Here is a 22,029-nt window from a genome sequence, read left to right on the forward strand (position 1 = left end):
ATAAAAATTAGTGCGACAGTTTCCAGCTTACCGCCTGCTGCCTTGCATCCACAAATCTCTTATAAATACCTTCCTGCTTCATTAGCTGCTCATGTGTTCCCTGCTGTACAATTCTTCCTTTGTCAACAACCACAATCTGGTCTGCATGTCTGACTGTTTTTAATCTATGGGCAATCATAATAATCGTTTTTTCCTTTGTAAGTGCATCTACTGCATTCATCAGATCCTTTTCATTCTCCGGATCAACATTGGCCGTTGCCTCATCTAATATAACGATTGGCGCATCCTTCATGATTGCTCTGGCTATCGAGATCCGCTGTTTCTCACCGCCGGAAAGTGTGGCTCCGCCTTCTCCGATTACTGTGTCATATCCATTCGGAAGTTTGCTGATGAAATCGTGACAGCACGCTTTCTTTGCCGCTTCCACCACTTCCTCATGGCTTGCATCCTGACGTCCGAATTTAATATTATTCTCAATGGTATCTGCAAACAAATACACCGACTGAAATACAAATGAAAAATTACTCATTAAACTATTCATGCTATAGTCTTTTACATTCACGCCTCCAAGCATCACTTCTCCGGAATCCACATCCCAAAATCTGGCAATCAGATTGCAAAGTGTTGATTTTCCTCCACCAGATGGTCCAACGATTGCTGTCGTCGTTTTCTGCGGAATAGAGAGCGATATATCATCAATGATCTTCCGTTTGTCATAAGAAAACGAAACATTAGAAAGTCTGATATCGTAATTTTCCGGCTGTATTTCTTTACCGTCGATATCCATGGTATCCAGCTCCAATATTGCATTTGCTTTATCTACACATACGCTTACCACATGTAAAAGAGATGAATAATTTCCTGCACATTCCAGACTGGCATAAAGCATAAATGCTGAAATTGTCATACCAATCGCATAGACCGCACTCATAGTTCCATTAATATAAAAATATGCACTGCAAGCCACGATCACAGCACCTGTAATTTTGGTTATCACACTTTGCAGAAAATGATAGGGCACAAACAGCATTTCCATCTTTGTATTGATCTTTTCACATGCTTCATTTGCATCATTTAATCTTTTCGCCTGTTTCCCAAGCAAGTTATATGATTTAACTTCTGATATTCCCTGCAGATACTCCATGATCTGGTTTACAAGCTCCGTATCGCATACTACTTTTTGCTCTGAATCTTTTTTACCCGCATTCTGCATCACAGAATTGACCCCAAAGAAAATAAGTACTCCTGCTGCAGCGATCAGTCCGATTCTCCAGTCAAAAATAAACAGCATAAGAATGATCATTGATGTTTCCAGAATTCCCTGCATTGTCAGCATAACCACTCTCGCAGCCACATCGCCAAGTATTTCCATTGTATTGGTTGTAATGGAAGAAATTTCCCCGATACTATTGGAATTGAAATACCCCATCGGCAGATATCGCAGATGTTCTGCAATCTTGATTCTCATAAAAGCACTTGCATTATATCCTCCCTCTGTCTGAAGCACTGTAGAGTATCTCTTGCAGATTACGTCGACTACAATTGCAAGAACCATAATCGCAACGGAGCCTCCAATATATTTTCCTGTCGGTTTCCCACTCAGCAGACCAATCAGTATGTACATAATAGCCGGAATCTTCATTGCTGAGGCAAGAGCCTCTATGAGTCCGATCACTATCGACAGTTTAAATTTATTGCCATTTTCCCTGCCTGAAAAATGGAAGAATTTTGCCAGAATCCCAAACATATCATTCTCCCTCCTTCACCGTATCTTTTACAGAAATATGGGCATTCCACATTTCCTTATAAAGCGGGCATGACACCAGAAGTTCCTCATGTGTGCCATGTGCTGTTACATTTCCATCATTTACAACAAAGATCTGGTCACTGTCTTTAACAGTAGAAAGTCTGTGTGCTATTACGATCAGGGTCTTCCCTGCTACCAGTTTTGCGATAGAATTCTGCAGAATTGCCTCATTTTCCGGATCTGTGTAGGCAGTTGCCTCATCAAGGATCACGATCGGAGCATCCTTTAACATTGCTCTTGCAATGGAGATACGCTGCCTCTCGCCACCTGACAGATGGCCTCCTGCACCTCCTACAACCGTATCAAATCCATTCTCCAACTGCATGATAAATTCATAGCATCCACTTTTCTTTGTCACCTCGATGATCTGTTCATCTGTAGCATCCGGATTTCCCTGTCTGATATTTTCACGGACTGTTTCATTAAACAGATAATTGTCCTGTGCAACATATGCAATTTTCCGATTAAAATCTGCAAATGCCAGTTCTTTGACATCAACTCCACCGATTTTGATGCTTCCGGAATCCACATCCCACAGGGACGCAATCAGCTTTGCGATGGTCGACTTGCCGCTTCCGGAAGGTCCTACGATTGCATTTACCGTTCCTGCTTTCAACTCCATAGTTACGCCATGCAAAATCTCTTTGTCGTGATAACCAAATCTGACATCTTCAAGAGTAACGGAATTATCTTTTGGAACTCTTTCACTTTTCTCCGGACGTTCAAGCTCCGGCTGTTCCAGAATTCCTGCTACTTCTCCAACGATCACCCCAATCTTGCCAAGATCATCTGTATAGGAACCCACTGTGATCAACGGTCCAACGATTCCAAGTGATAAAATAATGCAGATGACAAAATCAGAAACCGCAAGTGTTCCATTCGCTACATAATGTGCCCCAAACGGCAATACCGTAAGAAGCGTATAAGGTGTGACCACCATCATCAGTGCATGAAAGATCGAGCACCGTTTCATCCAGGAAATAAAGGAATCCGCATATTCAAAAGCCGCCTTTGTAAATTTGGCATAAGAACTTTCAGTCTTTCCAAATGCCTTGATCACTTCGATTCCGTCAATATATTCCACTGCCGCATCATTCAGATCTTTTGTTGTCTGAACCGTTCTCTCGAAGCTTGGTTTATAATCCAGCATCATTCCAAAATAGGAAAGAAATCCCACTATAACCGGCACCAATGACCAGAGTGCCAGTCTCCAGTCTGTCAGGAAGAAATAAATCAAAATCACAATCGGTGCTAGCAGATTGGACGTGAATTCCGGGACAATATGCGCCAGTGTTGTCTCGATACTGTCGATTCTTTCCACCATGATATTTTTAAATGTACCGGAAGGTGTGTCTTTCACATAGCCAAGAGGTACCCGCGCCAGCTTGTCACAGCAGGATTTTCTTATATTTGCAAGTACTGCAAACGTTGCTTTATGTGACAATGCTGTCGAAAGTGAATGAAGCAGTTCTGCAATGATAAACGATAATGCAATCAGAACCGCTTTTGCAAGATATATTTCAAACTCCTTTTCACCATTTAAAAACAGCTTTACTACATCTGCAATAATAAAATACGGCAAAATCTTAAAAATCACATTTCCTATTGCAAGTAACACACTCCACACATAGGCAATTCTTTTTTGTCCGGCCCACGTCAGGATCCAGCTGACTGCCGACTTCTTTTTTTCTTTCACATCTGTTCACTCCTTACGTTCGTTTTATTGTTTCGTTTTATTGTTTTACCTTCTGTTAGCCCGTGCTAACCAGCATATAATAAAATAGGTGGTTTACTGGCATCAACCACCTGATATTATTATCCTGTCTGAACTTTATTCAGAAATCCAGAACCTGCAACACACATAACCTATTCAGAATTCCTGCATCAGTTATACTGGAAATTCAATATTCCACAATCGTTCCCAGCCACCTGTATTGAATTCTTTCAGCTGATGCACATTTTTCTTTGCGGTCTCCCTGTCTATATCATGCTCAATGATCTGAAATACTGATGAAAAAAATCCTGTATAGATCATGTGCATAAGGCTTTCCTCTACAACAGGTATTTTTACACCAGCCTCCTTCATTTTTTCCATATATTTTAGGCTGGACTTCATTTCCCGCTTCACCATATTGTGTATGAATAATTCAAATTTTCCACTGTCTCCACATTTCAACAATAATCTGAAATTATCATAATGATCATAGATATAATCAACCATCTGCTCCATCCCATCACTGGATGTATCCGACATATTCCTTGTCTGATCACTGGCAGAAAGCTTTTCAAACTCCTCAACGATCTGGTCATAAATCTGATAAATATGTTCCATATAGGGATCCGTCAGTGCATCAAAAAGTGCCTCTTTCGTCGGATAATATTTGTAAAATGCGCCAGTAGTAAGTCCGGCATCTTTTACAATGTTTCTTAATGATGCTCCGGTCAAACCATCTTTCAGGAAATGTTTTTTGGCTGTATCTAATATATTTTTTTGTGTATCTTCTGCTTTCGTCGACATGCTTTTTGTATCCTCAAAATTTTCTTTTCACAAATATAACAGTGTTATATAGCACTGTTATATTTTAACTCATTACAGGAATTTGTCAAGTCTGCTGCTTAGATTTTTTCTGTTTCTTTTCTATTCTTCCATTCAGCAACAGCATTTCTCACCCGCTGGTCAATATCCAGTCGTGCTCTGCGACATTCTTTCGGATGTTTTCTTGCTGCCTGAAATGCCAGTTTCACAAAGAGTCCGGATCCAACCGGGAGCATTGTCTTTAGTATACTCTCTGGAAAAACGAAATGGGTTCCATGCTCATAAATGACATAATCCAATCTGCATGTGTGTGAATGTTCTTTCATACGCTGCTTCATACGGCGGATATATTTTGCAGTATCCCACAACACATCATCTTCAGCACCAATTAACAATACTGTTCCATGGATTTTTTCAATCTTGATCATCTCGTCTTCTGTGATTTGGTGAGCCTTTTCAGAATCATCAAATAGTTTTCTTGAATTGATCATATCACCGGTCCGTTTTGTTTCTTTCTTAATCACATGCCAGTAATCTGGATGTTTATAGCAAAAAGGCATATACGGAAGGGGTTCTCCTTTGTAAGAAAAAAGAGATTCTCCATCAATCGGCCATTCCTTACAACCATCTTTTTTGCCCTGCATAAATCCCTGCCAGATAAAATCACTCGGTGTCAGACCAATTGTTAATGTGATATCTTTAAAATAAGAAGCAGCAGTCAATGCAAGTGTTCCTGTAGTAGATGCCCCGACAATTCCTATCTTCTGATTACTATTCATTTTTAACCAATTGATTGCTTTCTCTATACGTTCCAATGGATAATTATGATGTCCATAATCTTTTTTTCCAGGTGACATCGTCATCACATTCACACCGAGTTTATGTAACCATTTCACAGATGTGCGCGCCAGATAATCCTCTGGATCATCCCCGATCATGGCAATCATTGCACAGTCTGATTCTGTTTTGCATTTCCAGTATGCGCCATAAAATCCATCTGTTTCCACATCAAAATGTCTTTTCTTCATCTGTATCATCTCCTGCTCGTATAATATCAGCCATGTTTCTCCATAACTATTATTTTGTTTGAGATATTCCGAACGATTGGAATCTTTCCTATCACATGATATACAGGCATAAGTTCTTTCATTCCTTCGACCAGGCTGACTTCCTGCTGAACAGAAAATCCCGGCACAATTCTTTGCAGTTCTGTTCCGTTCTTAACTCCCCATGTGAATTTTGCATTGCTTCCCTCTATGGATTTTTCTTTCACATGGTTTACAACAAAAGGTGACATGGTTTCGACCATTACGGTTACTTCCTGAAATGATTTTTCAATAATAAAAAACATCTTTCTGATATCTTTTTCACACAAATACATTGTAAGCCCTTCGATTATTACCAGAACATTCTCACAGTGGTAATCGATATCATCTACATAGGAATCATCCATTGCAGACTTTGCAATCTGATACACCGGATCAGTTTCGGTAAGGAACTGGCTCCTTATTTTCATTGTTTCCGGAAGGTCTACATTATACCAGCGCAGATATTTTCCTTTCATTCGATAACATCTGGTATCCAGTCCGCATGCAATATTTACGACAACTGTATTTTCATGCTTCTTCAAATATTGCTCAACCATCCGGTCTAATACAATTGTTCTTGCAATCACACCATAGTTCATAGCGTTATCTTTATCTGCTTTAGAAAAGTCATAGTCCAGCTTTTCCACAAGTTCTACTGCAATCTCATCTTTGATCTTTGCATTTTGTTTTTTTGTTTCTTTTGCTCTTGCATACAGGGTCTGTACCATCGTTTCCGGCACACCTGTCACATTCACTTTTTCTTTCATTATCTGTCGCCTTCCACTGATTTTTTTACTTCTTTTACCCACTCTGCACTATGACAGCAAAACAGTTCTTCATGCTGCATGTTGTGTCTCCGAATATCCGGATTTTTGAAATAAGTCCAATATCTCTTTTCATATTTTTTACCCATCTTTGTAGCGTAAAACACATGGATAGTTGTTCCCGGCACATCAATTCCATGCTGGACTTTCGTAATCAGATCCGAATAGAACTGATTATAAATACTCTGTTTTGTAATCCACGGATTTCCTCCTTTACCGATTCCAAACATATTCAAAAATCCATTATATAATTCTTTTTTAACCTCATCTGTCTTATTCAGTTTTTTCTGCATAAATTTCGGAAGAGCACCTGTATGTATCATTTTATACATGAAAGGGACTACCATGGATGACTTGATTTTTGCCACAAGATGACCTGCTTCGTCCATATCACTGCTCCCAATAATGCCATGATCTATATGAATTCTTTTTCGCTGAATCAAAAGGGATACAAAACTTCCACCAAGGGAACACCCATACGCTGCTTTAATTCTTCCATCATACTTTTTCTTGATTTCCTGCTCAATCTTTTCGCATTCATCTTCCATTGAATAAAATTCTGTTTTCTCATTTAGATCAAATCCATCATAAGAAACTGTTACCGTGTAAAAATAAGAATGTAATCTATCCAGTATATGATCAAAGCTACTATACAGGCAACAGGTACCAGGAAATAAAAATATCACTGGTTTACTACTGTCTCCACTTTCATAAAATTTCATATCTGGCCTCCTTTAGTTTTTTCATATAAGCATAAAATTGCTTATGCAGCTTCCTCATTTCATCTGGTGCCTTCCTGGCATGTTGATACATAAATTTATCTCCAAAGCTACTTTCGAATGTAACAGCAAGCATAATCGTCATAATTGGCAGTGGTAAAAAACGAAAAATATTCATTTTACAAGGTGACAGCCTACCTGCCTGTTTTCGCAAAAAGCTAAAATTTCTTTTCAATTTTTTTGCTGTTTTCTTCATAATCTTCCAGTCTTTTCCCGCTCTTTCCGGGCATTCTGCTTCGTAATATGCATCTGCAATCGGCACCACCATGGCAAGATGACATAATTGCCACATATGCATATCCACTACTTTCTGATATGGTATATGAGCATGCCTCAATATCTTTGAAAACTGCTTTGTCTTTTCGGATTTATTTCCTGATATTCCTGCAAATGTTGTCGGCTGAATCATTCTTGGAGTGAGTGCTGCATCAAGGATGCCATCATCATTTATACTTCCGCCTGCTCCCGGAAAAGCCGGCAATATTCTTCCTGTTCCAACAATATCTTCCCATTTTTTATAACCGTCCAGTGAATTTACCATTGTAACAATCGTACTGCTTTTATTATTTTTCAATTCCGTAAGTGCTTCATACAACTGGTTTTCCCGGACAGTCAGCAAGACAAAATCATAAATATCATTATCTGGCACTTCTCCAAGAATCGTGGTTTCTGCCCGTTTTATGTTCTGTTTTTTCTTATAAAGCAATCCATTTTTCTTTAAAAACTCAAGTCTTTTACCTCTGGCATAGATACTTATATCATAACCCGCTTCTGCGAATAAAGCCGCATACAAGGACCCAATCACACCTGCACCATAAATCAATATTCTCATAGAAATCTGCCCTCTTTTACATTATCCAATAAATTGCCATTGTGCATATTAGTTATGTCTAACTCCTATTTCCTAAAAAACCGTGTGAAAACAAAACTGTAATTCCACACGGTTTCTTTCCTTATGCATTCAGTATATCACTTTTATTTGGTTTATCAACCAGATTTTGTCATTATATTCCTCAAATACACTCCATAATAATCTTCTCACATCTGTTATATCCAAGCTGCGAGCTGTTCAGACTCAACGTATAGTTGCTGGCTTTTCCCCATTTCTGCTCTGTATAAAAATTATAATTTGTCATACGCCTTTTATCTGTATCTGCCATCATTTTGACAGCCTCCTTCTCTCCTACATTATATAAGTTCATAATACGCTGTGTTTTTTCCGGCATATCCCCATGGATAAATACGTTCAATACATCATCCCGATCCTTCAGGATATAATCTGCATTTCTTCCGATAATTACACAAGATTCCCTATCAGCCAGTTCTAAAATAACCTTTCTCTGTGTCTCATACACTATATCTTCTATGGATTTTCCTGTGATATCACGTCCGGCAAATGCATATGCAAATAATCCTTTCTTCGGAGATAATTCTGCACTTTCCTGGACATATTCCGGAGATAAACCAGACTTCTCTGCAATCTCATTAATGATATTTTTATCATAATAAGCAATCCCAAGTTTCTTCGCTGCTTCTTCTCCGATAAAACGTCCGCCACTTCCAAATTCTCTGCTGATTGTAATAATTCTTTTTTTCATCTCTGATCCCTCCTGCTTAATTCAAAACATCAACTTTATTTTTACTGATTCTCTTCAAGAACACATATCCTACAAAGCATGAAATAATTTCAGTAATCGGAAATGCCCACCAGATCAGCGAAACTGTCATCTGACCATTTCTGGCAAACACGGAAAAAATTCCAGCCAGCGGCAGAATAATAATAAGCTGTCTCAGAAGCGAAATAACCAGTGATTCCACACCACCATTCAATGCCTGATAAATGCCTTGATAAGCAATATTGATTCCGGCAAACAAGAAGCTTACTGAGATTATCCTCATTGCTCCGATAAAATATTCTCTGGACGGCCCTGCATTAAACAGCGTTGCAAATCCCCCTGGAAAAATCTCTGTAATTACAATTCCCAGAATCATTAATATAACCGTATAGATCAGACCATATTTGATTCCATCCTGAATTCTCTTTTTGCTTCTCATTCCATAAGCAAATGCAATGATCGGAGTGATCGCATCTCGCAGACCGAAAGCAAGAAACAGTACAAACTGCTGAACTTTATAAAATAATCCATAAGCTGTCTGTGCTGACGGATTGAATTTCAGAATCAGATTCATGACATAAACCATAATGGACATCAGTGCCTGTGCAATGATTGCCGGAAGTCCGATTGTATAGATCTCCTTGATAATTCCGCCATCCGGCTTCATGTATTTCGCCCCATGCTCGAATTCCTTATTTAATTTGATATGAAAAATGAGCAGTAATACCGCGGATGCTACCTGACCAATTACAGTTGCATAAGCCGCTCCTTTCACTCCCATTTCCGGGCAGGGGCCAATACCGTAGATCATGATCGGATCAAGGATGATATTTACAACTGCGCCAACCACCTGTCCAATCGTGGAATAAAGAGAACGTCCTGTTGCCTGTAATAACTTTTCAAATAAAGAAAAGAAAATAATACCAAAAGAGATTACGCAGCATATCCTCAGATAGCTGACTCCCATCTCCAATACTTCTGCATCTACTGTCTGCGATGAAATATATGCTTTCACCCCAAAGATACCAAACAATAAGCAGACCACATAAATAATCACTCCCAGAAACAGACTGTTTCCTGCTACCTTTGCAGCTTTTTTACTATTTCCCTGTCCAAGTGTCCTTGCAAGAAGTGCATTGGTTCCTACACCGGTTCCAATCCCCACTGCCACCATAAGCATCTGCACCGGAAATACCAGTGTCAAAGCATTTAATGCTGCTTCACTTCCCTCTCTCATATTTCCCACAAATGCACTGTCTACTATGTTATAGACTGCCTGCAATGCCATGGATAAAATCATCGGGATTCCCATCTGGACCATCAGCTTATTCACCGGCATCTCCTTCATCTTGTTGCTTTCCGCCATTTCGTTTTAACTCCTTTCTTTTTGACACAAAAAAAGTGCGTACCCTGTCATATAAGCTGGACTTACGCTTACACGCTACACACTTTTTCATGGCGATATTTACTTTTTGCAAAACAAAAACGAGTAGCCGGTAAACTGGATTTACGCTTACTTGCTACTCGTTTCTTGTAATTATATTGCCTCTTTTTCAAAAAGTCAAACAAAATTTTTCTTGCATTGACACATCAAACAGTTTTCAGTATTTCCCCCAAAAGATATTTCGGTTAATAAATACCTAAATATCTTATAGCCATTTTAGCATTTTCATATCATATAAATACAAAAAGGCAGACAGTCTATTATATGACCACCTGCTTGTTACCTACTCTAATATTGTTTTTTGTATATCATTAGTCCGTCAAACTTGAAGTGGTTGTTCTACCAAGTGGTATCTGCCCATACGAATATTCTTTTTATAGATGATTTTCTTTAAATTCATCCTCATGTTTTTTGAAGAAATTATAAAAGTATCGCACATTATCCAAATCACTCCATTTTGCAATATCATACTCTTCCGTATCAAGATTGTATATTTGGGCATTTAATGTTCCAAGCATAAATGGCGAATGCGTTGCAATAATAAACTGGCATCCTAACAACCTTGCCATTTTATTAATTTCCTCTGCTAGCATAACCTGATTCGCAGGTGAAAGCGATACTTCTGGTTCATCTAATAAATATAATGCATCCGGTTGTAAATATTCCTCAAAATATTGCATTGATGTCTCTCCGTTAGAATATTTTTCCTGTGCAAATTTTATATATTCTTCCTGCTTTCTCCCTTCTTTGGATGTTAAAAATGTCTTTGCTTCAAGTAAAGACATGCCTCTCTTAACATAATCATACTCCATGCCATCTGATAATATCTGCTTTTGTTGTATCTTTTTAATCTCATACAATATATCTTCACTTTTAATATACCGGCTGTTTCCCGGTATTTTTTTTATTGTATTTCCATAGTCATCTTCCCCAAAAGTATACAAGCATTCGCTGGAAAACGAATCACAGTAATCGACACTTCCAAATGAATTACTTGTTGCGTATTCTTTTCCTTTTAGTTGTAAGCAATTGGCTATAATATTTAAGAGTGTTGATTTACCTGAGCCATTATTCCCATAAAAAACAGTGATAGGTATAAAAACAAATGGTTCAATATACTTATCCCGGAATACATTGTAGGGATAAATGTTAGGATTGTTTACTTTTCTTTCACTTAACTTAAAACTACTTAAATATATCATAACTTTTCTTTATCCCTTTCCCGATAAAAGAGCTCCAGATAATACGGTAGAAACAGCTTCATACTTTCAAACTTGATATTCTTCTTTTTCATATAACCAATCAATCTATTTGTCAATTCTTCTCCATCCACTTCATATTCCGGCACAATATAACCATTCAGAATGTCGCTCTTTTCGGTAAATTATCTGTTGAACTTTCTCTTAAGGCACTTCTACTAACTATTCTAAACTATTTCATAAGTAAATGAAAGACTACTTTATATCAAGAAAATTCTTGCTATATTAAATTAAAAAGAATCTGAGTTTTTCGCCCACTTCTCCAGTGTCCGGAAGTCAATCTTTCCTGCTCCTGTTGTCGGCAGTTTCTCTACAAAGTGATATTCAAAAGGCCAGGAGTTTTCTTTCAGCTCCTGTCTACAGAGCTGTCTTAATTCTTTTTCCACATTGTCTCCGGTATCTTTGGATTTCAATGTCACATAGGCAATCACAAGATAACCTTTTTCACCATTGATTCTTCCTACTACCGCACATTTATCCACAGCAGAATGCCTGCTCAATACATTTTCAATCTCCATCGGATAAACTCTTGACGGTGTCTTATCTGCTCCGATCGACCACAAGATTCTCTTCAGTCTTCCGGTCAGTCGGAAATATCCTTCTTTTGTCACATGTCCCAAATCTCCGGTTCGAAGCCATCTTGTTCCGTTCTCTTCGAAAATGATTTCTCTTGTAGCTTCCGGATTCTTATAGTATTCCATCATCATACTCGGACCGCTGACACAGATCTCACCTTCCTGATCATATCCAAGTTCCTCGCCCGTATCAATGTCTAATATCTTAATATTGTTACAGAAAAATGGAAGCATGACAGGGAATTTATGATTGCTTGTACATACAGGTCCTGCCATTTCCGTCATTCCATAACCTTTCATCAGTCCATACGAAGCCTGATGACTTTTCAAGAACTTTGACATCTCATCTTCCCATTCTTGATTCATCCCGTCACCACCGTAAGCAACCGTCTTGGCAAAAGAAAGATTCATTTTTTGTATCTTTCTATCTTTTGTCATTGCCTCCATATGCAATGGACCTCCGCTTAGATGATTTGGTCTATATTTTGTAAAAAGTTTCGGCAATCGTTCTGGTGCCGGATCTGGGCAAAGAACATCCTCAAGACATGTACATAGTGCCATATGTACCCCAAAAAATAAACCATAGGCTAAGAAAGGCGGAATGATATCTAAAAAACGTTCTCCATTTTGAAAGTCCAGCACTTTATCTGCATATTTGTATTGAAATGCTATCGCATTCGCTGCACGGTTTGACAACAGTACACCTTTTGCCTTGCCGGTTGTCCCTCCTGTATATGCAATCACTGCAGGTGCATCTCCTTTTATTTCCTGACAATCTATCTTCTTTCCTTGACCTGCCTTTAGAAATTCTGAAAATAAAATGCAATTTTCCTTCTTTACTTTTGATTTCCACTTATAAAGCGTACCGATTACACATGGCATAGATTCTGCCAGTGAAACACCTATGATGTGTTTTACAGATGTTTCCTTTGATGCCTGTACAATCTTTTCCAATGCCAGATCAACCGTAATCACAACTTTACTCTTCGTTACGGCTAACTTCTCATGAATCTCCGCTTCCGTTGCATTCATCACAAGCATATTAGCGATTGCTCCGATTTTATTGATTGCATAAAGCAGATACACAGCCTCTAGCATTGCCAGAGCACAAAGACTTACTGCATCACCAGCGCGAACTCCATACGCTAGTAATGCTCTCGCACATGCATCAATCTTCTCCTGCATTTGCCGGTGCGTAACCTTTTTTCCAAAGTAATTTAAAGCAGCCTCATCCATCCGGTCTGCATTGCAGGAAGTCAGATAATCATACATCGAACCTTCCGGCAATAGACGATGCAGAACCTCTTCTCCATAATATTTCAGCCACGGTTTATCGATAGACGGATACCCCGTCAGCTCATGCTCTGTCTGTCTGTCTGTCTGTCTGTCTGTCTGTCTGTCTGTCTGCGAAATCATATTTCTCTCATTCTCCTTTGTCAAACTACTTTTTCATAAAAATATCGTCTCAAATTCTCTGCTACATTTTTCTTGTCGAAATCCAATTCCTTCTGGATATATTCCCTGCTGTTCAAGTTGGTTTCCTTCAGGACATTTTTCTTTAGTCGTAAACCACTCAGTGTTCTTACGACTGCTTCATATTCCCGCTCTTCGTCCGTTTTCTTGGTCAGATATTCTGCTTCAAATACATCGTGTTTCCAATTCAGCTTACGATATGTATCCATCACATAAAAATCCACAAAATAGTGTCCCATATCTCCATATTCATTTCTTTTCATCGGGACAAGATGACGTTCCATCATATGGTAAACTGCTGTTGCCATATGATCCCGTACATAGCTGCTCATGGATTTTATCCGATATTTTTCACTCTCTTCTTTTCCCGGATAATAATCCTGTATGTTCAAATCAAGATTTCTTACATCTATCGGATTCCCGACATCCAGATATGCCACGTTATTCTCATAATCTTTTACCAGGGCAACCGGAACAATCTTTTTTCCGGTCTTTAATGCCAGATTCACCGGACCGTCATAGAGTGGTTTAATCAATCTGTTTAAATCATAATTGTGCGAACCCTCTGGGAATATCAGAATGCTTTGTTTCTGTAATACCCTCTCCATTTTTGCCGGAAGCGCACTTCTTTCCTCTGGATTAAGAATGTCAAATACAATCATGCCATTTAACCAGGACAAGTACGCCTCAGGATTGTATCTTAAAGTTTCTACCGAGCCTAATATCAGATATGCATTTCTGTCAATAACATTCAACATAGTTTCAATGTCTTCCGGGCAGACATGACTTCCTACGAAAATATAGCTTTCCTCTTTATCCAGCTTGGGATATCGCTCGACAACAATATTGTTGGCATTCTTTTTCGTTGACAGTGGGTAATACGATAAAGGTATTCTGTCTGGTTTCAGATTTCCGTAATACTCTTCATCACTGGCGTAATCCGGTGTATCTTCCCTTATAATCGTTGCATTTGTAAAAATATTGCATAGTTTACGAAAAGCTCCGTTTGTCTTTCGTCTCAGGAAAAGACCAGTGTCAGTGGTAAAATGGTCTACATCTTTTGTATTCAGTTGGTTGATAAATAAATTTTTATAATGTTTCATCTGTTTTCTTTCTGATATTTTTCTTCAAGTTTTTTATAATCAATCTTATTGCTTTGTGTGTAAGGCATTTTTTCAATCAGCATAATCTTTTTAGGAATGGCATGCTCTGGCAAATGAGCCCTCGCAAATTCCAAGATTTTTCCTCTTACAGCTTCCTTTTCTAAACCAACTTTCACCCGAACAAATGCAATTGCAACATGAATTTTTTCTTGATCTGGCACAACTATCGTTCCACATTCAAGTACCTCTTCATTTTTTATCAATTCATTTTCGATTTGCATTGGGAATAACTTATATACATTGTTATCACTTCCTTTGGTCAGATAAATTTTCTTAATTCTTCCATGAAAGGTCAAAAAGCCTTCTTGATCTACGCTGCCCAGGTCACCTGTGTGTATCCATTTCTTGTTATCTGCATGTGTTTTTATAATATTGTCTGTTTCTTTTGGATTCTTAAAATATCCAGACATAATATTCGGTGCGTGGAAACAAACTTCTCCCACTTCATCGTATTTCTGCTCTTGTCCATCTTTAGGGTTTACAATTTTTACATTTACTTTTGGCAATGGAATGCCTAAAGTTCCCTCTTTATAGATCCCCGGCATTCCTGTACAGACCGTAGCACAGCACTCAGTCATTCCATATCCCGTCACATAGTTCCCACCATATCCTTTATCGTGTAAAAATGAATTGACTTTCTTTTCTTGCTCTATAGAGAGCGATTCCCCGCCGCCCGCAAATGTTGAAAGGAATTTCATATCCTTGATATTATTCTCCAACATCGCCTTTACAATTACCGGACCAGACACGAAATGTCGAGGCTTTATTCTATTAAACGCCTGAACTACTTTATTGGGTTCAATATCAATCCAAAGGGCTGATTCCATTCCCAGAGCTAATGGCAAGTGAATTCCAATACTAATTCCAAACCCCAAAAATGGCGGTATCATATCCATAAATATATCATTCATTCTGAAATCAAATGTTGTATACGAATACTGCTCTGCAACTGCATTTAAATTGTCATTGCTTAACACCACACCTTTAGGAATTCCAGTTGTTCCACTTGTATATACAATGACAGCCGGAGCATTTTTAGTGTATAACATTTCTTTTGCAACGACACCTTCTCCCAAAGACAAGAAATTCTTAAAACGGTATGTTTTCCCCAAAATATCCTTTTTATTCTTTAATCTATATGGGTATTTCAAATACCATGGCATACTGTCTGATACATCCAGTATAATTGTTTTAATATCGGGAAACTTTTTTTCAATTATTCTTCCCTTTTCCTGAATCATTGCAAAATAAATAAATGCCTTGGAATCTGTGCTTTTTATATTCTCAATTATTTCATTTGCAGATAATGTAAGATATACCATATTAGCAACTGCGCCAATCTTATTTAAACCATAAATTATATAAATCGTTTCCGGAGTATGCAAGGAAGCAATCGTGACAATATCTCCTTTTCTTATTCCTATTGCATAAAAAGCTTTCGCCACTTTATCAATATTTTCAAAGAACTCTCGATATGTTATTTTATTTCCAAAGTAATTTAATGCTATGCCATTCAGATTATTCGTATTCTTATTTTTTATATATTGTAAAACTGTACACTCCGGCAACTCTGCCTGAATTGCTTCCTCACTGTAATATTTCAGCCACGGCTTATCAATAGACGGAAATCCCGTCAGCTCATGCTCTCATTATCCTTTTTCTCCTCATCTATCTGTCAAGTATCTTTTTGTATACGCATCTGTTCTCATGAATATTCCGATACTACAAAAAGCCATTCTTAGCTACATATTTTGTGGCTGAAAATGGCTTCAATCTCTGCATTTTCTATATTCTTTTTGAGGAAAAAGTACACAGTTCAGACTTACTTGGACATTGTAATTTATAACCATCACCTATGTAGCTCCTTCCTGATAATAGACACTTTAACACATTTATTCTATCAAAAGTTTGATTTCCTTACAATAGAGAATATTTAGTATTTTCTCAGGATTTAATTTTTCTCTCTGGTGTGCTATCTGACGCCAATATCAAACATCTCCCTGCAAATCATTTTTCCACATGTTGTTTTGAAAATACTATGATAGGCTTTTATAGCTGCTTCCTTCGATAAACCATCCTCCATAATATTAACCAGGAAATCAGCTTCTACTAATATTTGATAATCAATTTCATTAATGTTATCATAAGTATGATGATGTGCGATCAGATACTGAACCCGATTAGATACATCTTGATCAAATCCTAATTCTCCGAGTAGCTTTTCTGCGATTGCCGGGCCTTCTTTTTCTTGTAATTTTCCATTGCAATTTCCATATTTTTCTTCACAGAAATGAATTCCAATATCATGTGTCAAAGCAGCTGCTTCAATGGTAAATAAACATTTCTCATCTACATTCTCCGTTTCTGCTATCAATTTTGCATAGCTATGCACTTTACAGAAATGTTGAATTCTCTTTGCATCTCCTTTATATAATTCAATCATTGCCAAATGTAATTTATTTATCATCTAAATTTTCCTCCTCTTGCACATTTTAACATCTCTCAAATTAATTCTATGTTTTCCATAATGTATATTACATTTTCATTCTTGAATCTGCATCTTTAAAAAACAGTCAATTCAAAATGATTTCGATTTGTTTTTATAAAACCTTCTTTTTGTAACTTTGATATCTCTGTAGACATTGCTGCTCTATCAATACAAAGATAATCCGCCAGTTGCTGCCGGTCAAAAGGAATATCAAAGGACAAAGACGAATGTCTGATGGACTCTGCAGACAGATATGATAATAGTTTATCCCTTGTCGTTCGCTTGCAAACATGTGTGATCTTATCGTTCAGGAGCAGTATCTTATTTGCCAGGACACTGACCAGGTTGCGGATCAGCTTCTGATGATGCTCGCATGCAGTTGGACAAGTGACCAGCAGCCTCTGGATATTTAGGAAAATAATCTCACAATCCTCATCTGCTACCACACTGATATTCAGAACAGCCCCCGGGCTTGCTGCATACGGTTCTCCAAAAAAATCGCCGGCATGGCATTTTGATAAAATATTCCGATGTCCCCATAAGTCTTCCTGAATCACAAGAACACAGCCTGACACCACGAGTCCCATTACTTCTGTAGAATCTGCTGCTCTGAAAATATAAGAATCTCTCTCTTTTGAAACTGCTGTTGCCTCTACACAATGCAAGATAGATAATATCTCGTCATCCGTAAGACCTTTAAAAAATGAACTGTTTTTTAGAATCGGTAAATATTTTTCCAAAATCATTCCTCCTGTTGGAAATCAAACATACAAGTTGTATTTATCATACTATAATTCTGATAGAAACAAAAGTTAAATGTTATTGATGGAGGGTAAAAATGATAAGAAAGATTATTCGAATCGATAAAGAAAAATGTAATGGATGTGGTGCCTGTGCAACTGCCTGTCACGAAGGTGCCATTGACATCATTAACGGAAAAGCAGAATTGGTAAGAGAACATTTCTGTGACGGACTTGGTGATTGTCTCCCGGAATGTCCTACCGGTGCCATTTCATTTGAAGAAAGAGAAGCACCTGCATATGATGAAGAAGCTGTGAAAGAAGCACAGAAAAAAATCGCCGTTCAAAAACAGGCAATGCCTCCTCACACCGGCTGTCCGGGATCTAAAATCATGCAGATCCGACGAACAGAAACACCAAAGTCTGAAGAACCATCTTCAGCTGCAGATTCAGTATCAAAACTTCAGAACTGGCCGGTACAGATTAAACTGGCTCCAGTCAGTGCACCTTATTTTAACAATGCAAAGCTTTTAATTGCAGCCGATTGTACTGCTTATGCTTACGCAAGCTTTCATCAGGATTTTATTCGGAATAAGGTAACATTAATTGGCTGTCCGAAATTAGATCAGGTGGATTATAGCGAGAAACTGACTGCAATCATTCAAAATAACAACATTCAAAGTGTAACCATCGTGAGAATGGAAGTTCCATGCTGCGGCGGTCTGGAAATGGCTGCCAAAAAGGCTCTTCAAAACAGCGGAAAATTTATTCCCTGGCAGGTTGTAACGATAAGTATTGATGGAAACATTATGGAATAAAAAGGATTATTAGTTTTAGTTAACTGTATATTCTAAAAAGCCGTGTGAAACATAACTGTAATTTCACACGGTTTCTTTTCTTATGTATTTAGTTATTGTTTCATCATAATTTCTACTAATGTCGACAGCAGCTTATCAACCTGGATCGGCTTTGCTACATGACCATTCATTCCAACAGAAAGAGCCTTTTGTGTGTCCTCTGCGAACGCATTCCACATCTTAAACGGCACGTTGGGTTCTTTTACTTTTTATTTTTTGTTATATCCCATATTTTTTTAAATCTACTTTTCCATCGATTACCTCAATCCCGTCTGCTTCCAGCAATTGTGCCTGCACACTTTCTCCTCCAAAGGCAAATGCACCGGCTAATTCTCCTTTCGCATTGACCACACGAAAGCAAGGAATATGTTCCGGATCCGGATTCTTATGAAGCGCATTTCCAACTGCTCTTGCCATCTTTGCATCTCCTGCCAGCTCTGCAACTTTACCATAAGTCGCAACATGACCTTTGGGAATCTTTTTCACTGCCTCATAGATTCTTTTTGTCGGGCTGTCCGTAATCAGATCATAGCTCTCGGAAATCATTCTTTGAATCTCATTTTCAGGAATAGAACCATCTAAAATGATGGTATTCCAATGTTCTTTATTCTGATGATACCCTGCAATAACAGAGGCATAAGTACTGCGCCAGAAATCTCTCCACTGCGGATCAACTTTAACATTTAAATTAACATATCCATTTCTTTCATAAATCCATAAAAATGTTTTCTTACTTCCTTTTACTCTTACCAGCTGCCAGCCCTGATCGCGAAATGGTCTTTCTTCATACACATTCGGGAAAGATAGCGCATACTGCAAAACTTCTTCTCGCGTTCTCATACTAAAAACCTCCGTTCCCTACAATCATAAAAAAATTATTTATTTGTAATCTGACATTTCACATCTACAAATATATATAATCATTCATAACTGGCTGTAAACCATTCTTTTTCAGCGCATCGAATACTTCATCCACCGTTCTTCCGTCTGAAATCTCAAACTGGTCGTCACCTTTATCTTCGATATCTTCCACATGACTTCCAATTCCTGTGCTGACTCCTGCGGATATCTTGGTCGCTGCAATGTTTACCAGATTATCACGAACACGGGCACATTCTCTTGTAGACACCGTAATACTTGCAAATGGCATGAACAGACGATATGCACAGACTACCTGAAGTAACTGCGGCTCATGAACATCCATCGGGTTAATGCGATCATTATTGATGATCGGACACAATCTTGGACAAGAAAATGCAATCTCTGCATGCGGATATTTTCTTTGAAGCAAATATGCATGATAACCTGTCGCAAAAGCATCTTTGCGGAAATCATCCAGTCCAAGAAGTGCCGCAAAACCAACACCTCGCATGCCACCCTTAAGTGCACGTTCTTGTGTGTTCAATCTATATGGAAAAATCCTTTTATGTCCTGCTAAATGTAATGTTTCATACTTATCTGAATTGTAAGTCTCCTGGAAGACTGTCACATAATCTGCTCCGCATTTATGAAGGTATGCATACTCATCCGAATTCATCGGATATACTTCAAGACCTACCACTTTAAAATATTTTCGTGCAATCTCGCATGCCTTTCCAATATACTCCACATTAGATTTTGTCTTACTCTCACCTGTAAGAATCAATATTTCCTGAAGTCCGGTCTTGGCAATAGCAGCCATCTCTTTTTCAATCTCTTCTTCATTAAGCTGTGCACGGCGAATCTTATTATGACAGTTGAATCCACAGTAAATACAGTAATTTTCACAGTAGTTTGCAATATAAATTGGCGTAAACATATACACACTGTTTCCAAAATGCTTTCTTGTTTCAATCTGTGCTTGCTGCGCAATCTCCTCTAAAAGCGGAAGTGCTGCCGGCGAAAGCAGTGCCTGAAAATCCTCTGGTGTCCGGTTATCATGCGCCAGTGCTCTTCTTACATCTGCTTCTGTATATTTATCATAATCATATGCTTTCATTGCAGAAATAACCTGGTCCATCACATCAGATTCTTCCAACTGCTCCATATCCGGAAGATACTTCATATGATCGATACGATTCTTTTTCATATCTTCCAGTATTTCTTCATTTACAATACTTTCATTAAAATGACCATCTTTTTTACTGGTCTGCATTGTTTCTACCATCGCTGTTACATTGATCCTCTCGTATATCTTTTCTTGTATATCTTTATACTTGTATTCTGTTATCAGTGCAATTTACTCATGCAAAAATCCTGTTAATGGTGAAGACGCACTTGCTCCTTTATCCAGTATTCTTCCTAATCCGGAAAGATAAGCACTTCTTCCTGCCTCAATTGCCTTTTTAAACGCTTCAGCCATAACCTGGACATCTCCTGCTGTCGCAATAGCAGTATTGGCCATCACTGCTGACGCACCCATTTCCATAGCTTCACATGCCTGTGACGGACGACCGATTCCTGCATCAACGATAATTGGAAGATCAATCTCATCAATAAGAATCTGGATAAACTCTTTTGTACAGATTCCCTTATTTGAACCGATTGGAGAACCAAGAGGCATCACACAGGCTGCCCCTGCATTTACCAGATCTCTGGCTGCATTCAAATCCGGATACATGTATGGCATAACAACAAACCCTTCTTTTGCAAGGATCTCTGTTGCCTTGATTGTCTCGTAATTATCCGGAAGAAGGTATTTCGAATCGTGAATAACTTCAAGCTTTACAAAATCTCCACAACCCAGCTCTCTGGAAAGTCTTGCAATACGGACTGCTTCCTGCGCATTTCTGGCACCGGATGTATTCGGAAGAAGTGTTACGTCCTTCGGCACATAATCCAGAATATTAGCAAGTCCGCCTTCATTAGCACGGCGCAAAGCAAGTGTTACGATCTGTGCTCCTGCTTTTTCAATACATGCTTTCATAAGCTCCAATGAAAATTTTCCAGATCCCATAATAAAACGGGAAGTAAATTCATGTCCTCCCAGGATTAATTTGTCTTCATTTGTGTTTGTTGTTGTCATTTTTTTATCCACCTTTCTTTGTTTACTCATAAATTATAATACCTGCTATTCGCATATCGTGAAGCTTAGAAGCTTCCGCCGCCCATAAAATGCAGAATCTCTACAACATCTCCATCTTTCAGTACAGTTGTATCGTAATTTTCTCTTTTGATGATCTCCTCATTCAATTCTACTACTACCTGCACCGGAATATAATTACATGCTTTCAAGTATTCCGTTACTGACACTGGTTTTTCCAATGTTCTGTTCTCTCCATTGACTGTAATCATGGCTGCTCCTTTCCGGAAATGCGAGTGCGCATCCTGCCGGAGGCTTTTTATATAAAAGGAAATGTAATTTCCTATTATATAAAACAGAGTTCACAAAGAAATACACC

21 protein-coding genes are annotated in these 22,029 nt (G+C 38.3%); 1 reads left to right on the forward strand and 20 read right to left on the reverse strand.

Annotation, left to right across the window (positions count from 1 at the left end):
- Positions 1-7: 7 nt before the first annotated feature.
- The 15 genes from NQ560_RS09980 to NQ560_RS10050 all read right to left on the reverse strand — a co-directional run bounded on the left by NQ560_RS09980 (position 8) and on the right by NQ560_RS10050 (position 17,798).
- Positions 8-1,747 (reverse strand): ABC transporter ATP-binding protein, encoded by a 1,740-nt coding sequence (locus NQ560_RS09980; RefSeq protein WP_005333911.1) that lies wholly within the window; start codon positions 1,745-1,747, stop codon positions 8-10.
- 1 nt (position 1,748) lies between these two features.
- Positions 1,749-3,503 carry an ABC transporter ATP-binding protein gene (locus NQ560_RS09985; protein WP_005333912.1) on the reverse strand — a complete coding sequence of 585 codons (1,755 nt, stop codon included), beginning with the start codon at positions 3,501-3,503 and terminating at the stop codon, positions 1,749-1,751.
- Positions 3,504-3,695: 192 nt separating this feature from the next.
- Entirely contained in the window at positions 3,696-4,325 is a 630-nt protein-coding gene (locus tag NQ560_RS09990) for a TetR/AcrR family transcriptional regulator (protein ID WP_005333914.1), read from the reverse strand.
- 98 nt (positions 4,326-4,423) lie between these two features.
- Positions 4,424-5,371 carry an acyl-CoA thioester hydrolase/BAAT C-terminal domain-containing protein gene (locus NQ560_RS09995; protein WP_040015551.1) on the reverse strand — a complete coding sequence of 316 codons (948 nt, stop codon included), beginning with the start codon at positions 5,369-5,371 and terminating at the stop codon, positions 4,424-4,426.
- 26 nt (positions 5,372-5,397) lie between these two features.
- Positions 5,398-6,198 (reverse strand): class I SAM-dependent methyltransferase, encoded by an 801-nt coding sequence (locus NQ560_RS10000; protein WP_005333917.1) that lies wholly within the window; start codon positions 6,196-6,198, stop codon positions 5,398-5,400.
- The gene (locus NQ560_RS10005; protein WP_005333919.1) at positions 6,198-6,977 is read right to left on the reverse strand and encodes an alpha/beta fold hydrolase; all 780 of its coding nucleotides are present in this window, start codon (positions 6,975-6,977) and stop codon (positions 6,198-6,200) included. Before NQ560_RS10005 ends, NQ560_RS10000 begins: the two co-directional genes overlap by 1 nt.
- On the reverse strand, positions 6,964-7,866 hold the full coding sequence (locus tag NQ560_RS10010) for a ketopantoate reductase family protein (RefSeq protein WP_005333921.1): 903 nt from the start codon (positions 7,864-7,866) through the stop codon (positions 6,964-6,966). The genes NQ560_RS10005 and NQ560_RS10010 overlap by 14 nt, the downstream gene beginning before the upstream one ends.
- 181 nt (positions 7,867-8,047) lie before the next feature.
- Positions 8,048-8,632, reverse strand: coding sequence for a cytidylate kinase-like family protein (locus NQ560_RS10015; RefSeq protein WP_005333922.1), 585 nt, complete (start codon positions 8,630-8,632; stop codon positions 8,048-8,050).
- A gap of 16 nt (positions 8,633-8,648) precedes the next feature.
- A complete protein-coding gene (locus NQ560_RS10020; protein WP_005333924.1) occupies positions 8,649-10,016 on the reverse strand; it encodes an MATE family efflux transporter in 1,368 nt (455 codons plus the stop codon).
- A gap of 452 nt (positions 10,017-10,468) precedes the next feature.
- The gene (locus tag NQ560_RS10025) at positions 10,469-11,296 is read right to left on the reverse strand and encodes an AAA family ATPase (protein ID WP_005333925.1); all 828 of its coding nucleotides are present in this window, start codon (positions 11,294-11,296) and stop codon (positions 10,469-10,471) included.
- Positions 11,297-11,583: 287 nt separating this feature from the next.
- The gene (locus NQ560_RS10030) at positions 11,584-13,344 is read right to left on the reverse strand and encodes a class I adenylate-forming enzyme family protein (RefSeq protein ID WP_040015552.1); all 1,761 of its coding nucleotides are present in this window, start codon (positions 13,342-13,344) and stop codon (positions 11,584-11,586) included.
- A 20-nt stretch (positions 13,345-13,364) separates the two neighbouring features.
- Positions 13,365-14,504, reverse strand: a complete 1,140-nt coding sequence (locus NQ560_RS10035; RefSeq protein WP_005333931.1) for a 1-acyl-sn-glycerol-3-phosphate acyltransferase — start codon at positions 14,502-14,504, stop codon at positions 13,365-13,367.
- Entirely contained in the window at positions 14,501-16,132 is a 1,632-nt protein-coding gene (locus tag NQ560_RS10040; RefSeq protein WP_005333932.1) for a class I adenylate-forming enzyme family protein, read from the reverse strand. The genes NQ560_RS10035 and NQ560_RS10040 overlap by 4 nt, the downstream gene beginning before the upstream one ends.
- Before the next feature lie 404 nt (positions 16,133-16,536).
- Positions 16,537-17,031, reverse strand: coding sequence for an HD domain-containing protein (locus NQ560_RS10045; RefSeq protein WP_005333934.1), 495 nt, complete (start codon positions 17,029-17,031; stop codon positions 16,537-16,539).
- 95 nt (positions 17,032-17,126) lie between these two features.
- Positions 17,127-17,798 (reverse strand): Crp/Fnr family transcriptional regulator, encoded by a 672-nt coding sequence (locus NQ560_RS10050; protein ID WP_005333936.1) that lies wholly within the window; start codon positions 17,796-17,798, stop codon positions 17,127-17,129.
- A 92-nt stretch (positions 17,799-17,890) separates the two neighbouring features.
- On the opposite strand from NQ560_RS10050, the gene NQ560_RS10055 reads away from it, so the two are divergent.
- Positions 17,891-18,610, forward strand: coding sequence for a 4Fe-4S binding protein (locus NQ560_RS10055; protein ID WP_005333938.1), 720 nt, complete (start codon positions 17,891-17,893; stop codon positions 18,608-18,610).
- A 92-nt stretch (positions 18,611-18,702) separates the two neighbouring features.
- On the opposite strand, the gene NQ560_RS10060 is transcribed toward NQ560_RS10055, so the two are convergent.
- From NQ560_RS10060 to thiS, 5 genes are all read right to left on the reverse strand, one after another.
- Positions 18,703-18,840: a response regulator gene (locus NQ560_RS10060; RefSeq protein ID WP_227087271.1), complete on the reverse strand. Its 138-nt coding sequence runs from the start codon at positions 18,838-18,840 to the stop codon at positions 18,703-18,705.
- Between the two features lie 28 nt (positions 18,841-18,868).
- Entirely contained in the window at positions 18,869-19,489 is a 621-nt protein-coding gene (locus NQ560_RS10065; RefSeq protein ID WP_005333947.1) for a methylated-DNA--[protein]-cysteine S-methyltransferase, read from the reverse strand.
- Positions 19,490-19,553: 64 nt separating this feature from the next.
- Positions 19,554-20,795 (reverse strand): 2-iminoacetate synthase ThiH, encoded by a 1,242-nt coding sequence (gene thiH, locus NQ560_RS10070; protein WP_005333949.1) that lies wholly within the window; start codon positions 20,793-20,795, stop codon positions 19,554-19,556.
- Positions 20,796-20,867: 72 nt separating this feature from the next.
- Complete coding sequence (locus NQ560_RS10075; RefSeq protein WP_040015665.1) at positions 20,868-21,653, reverse strand: thiazole synthase; 786 nt, start codon at positions 21,651-21,653, stop codon at positions 20,868-20,870.
- A gap of 65 nt (positions 21,654-21,718) precedes the next feature.
- The gene (thiS, locus tag NQ560_RS10080; RefSeq protein ID WP_005333953.1) at positions 21,719-21,922 is read right to left on the reverse strand and encodes a sulfur carrier protein ThiS; all 204 of its coding nucleotides are present in this window, start codon (positions 21,920-21,922) and stop codon (positions 21,719-21,721) included.
- Positions 21,923-22,029 lie beyond the last annotated feature (107 nt).

This window comes from Dorea formicigenerans, from assembly GCF_025150245.1.
Lineage (GTDB): Bacteria > Bacillota > Clostridia > Lachnospirales > Lachnospiraceae > Dorea > Dorea formicigenerans.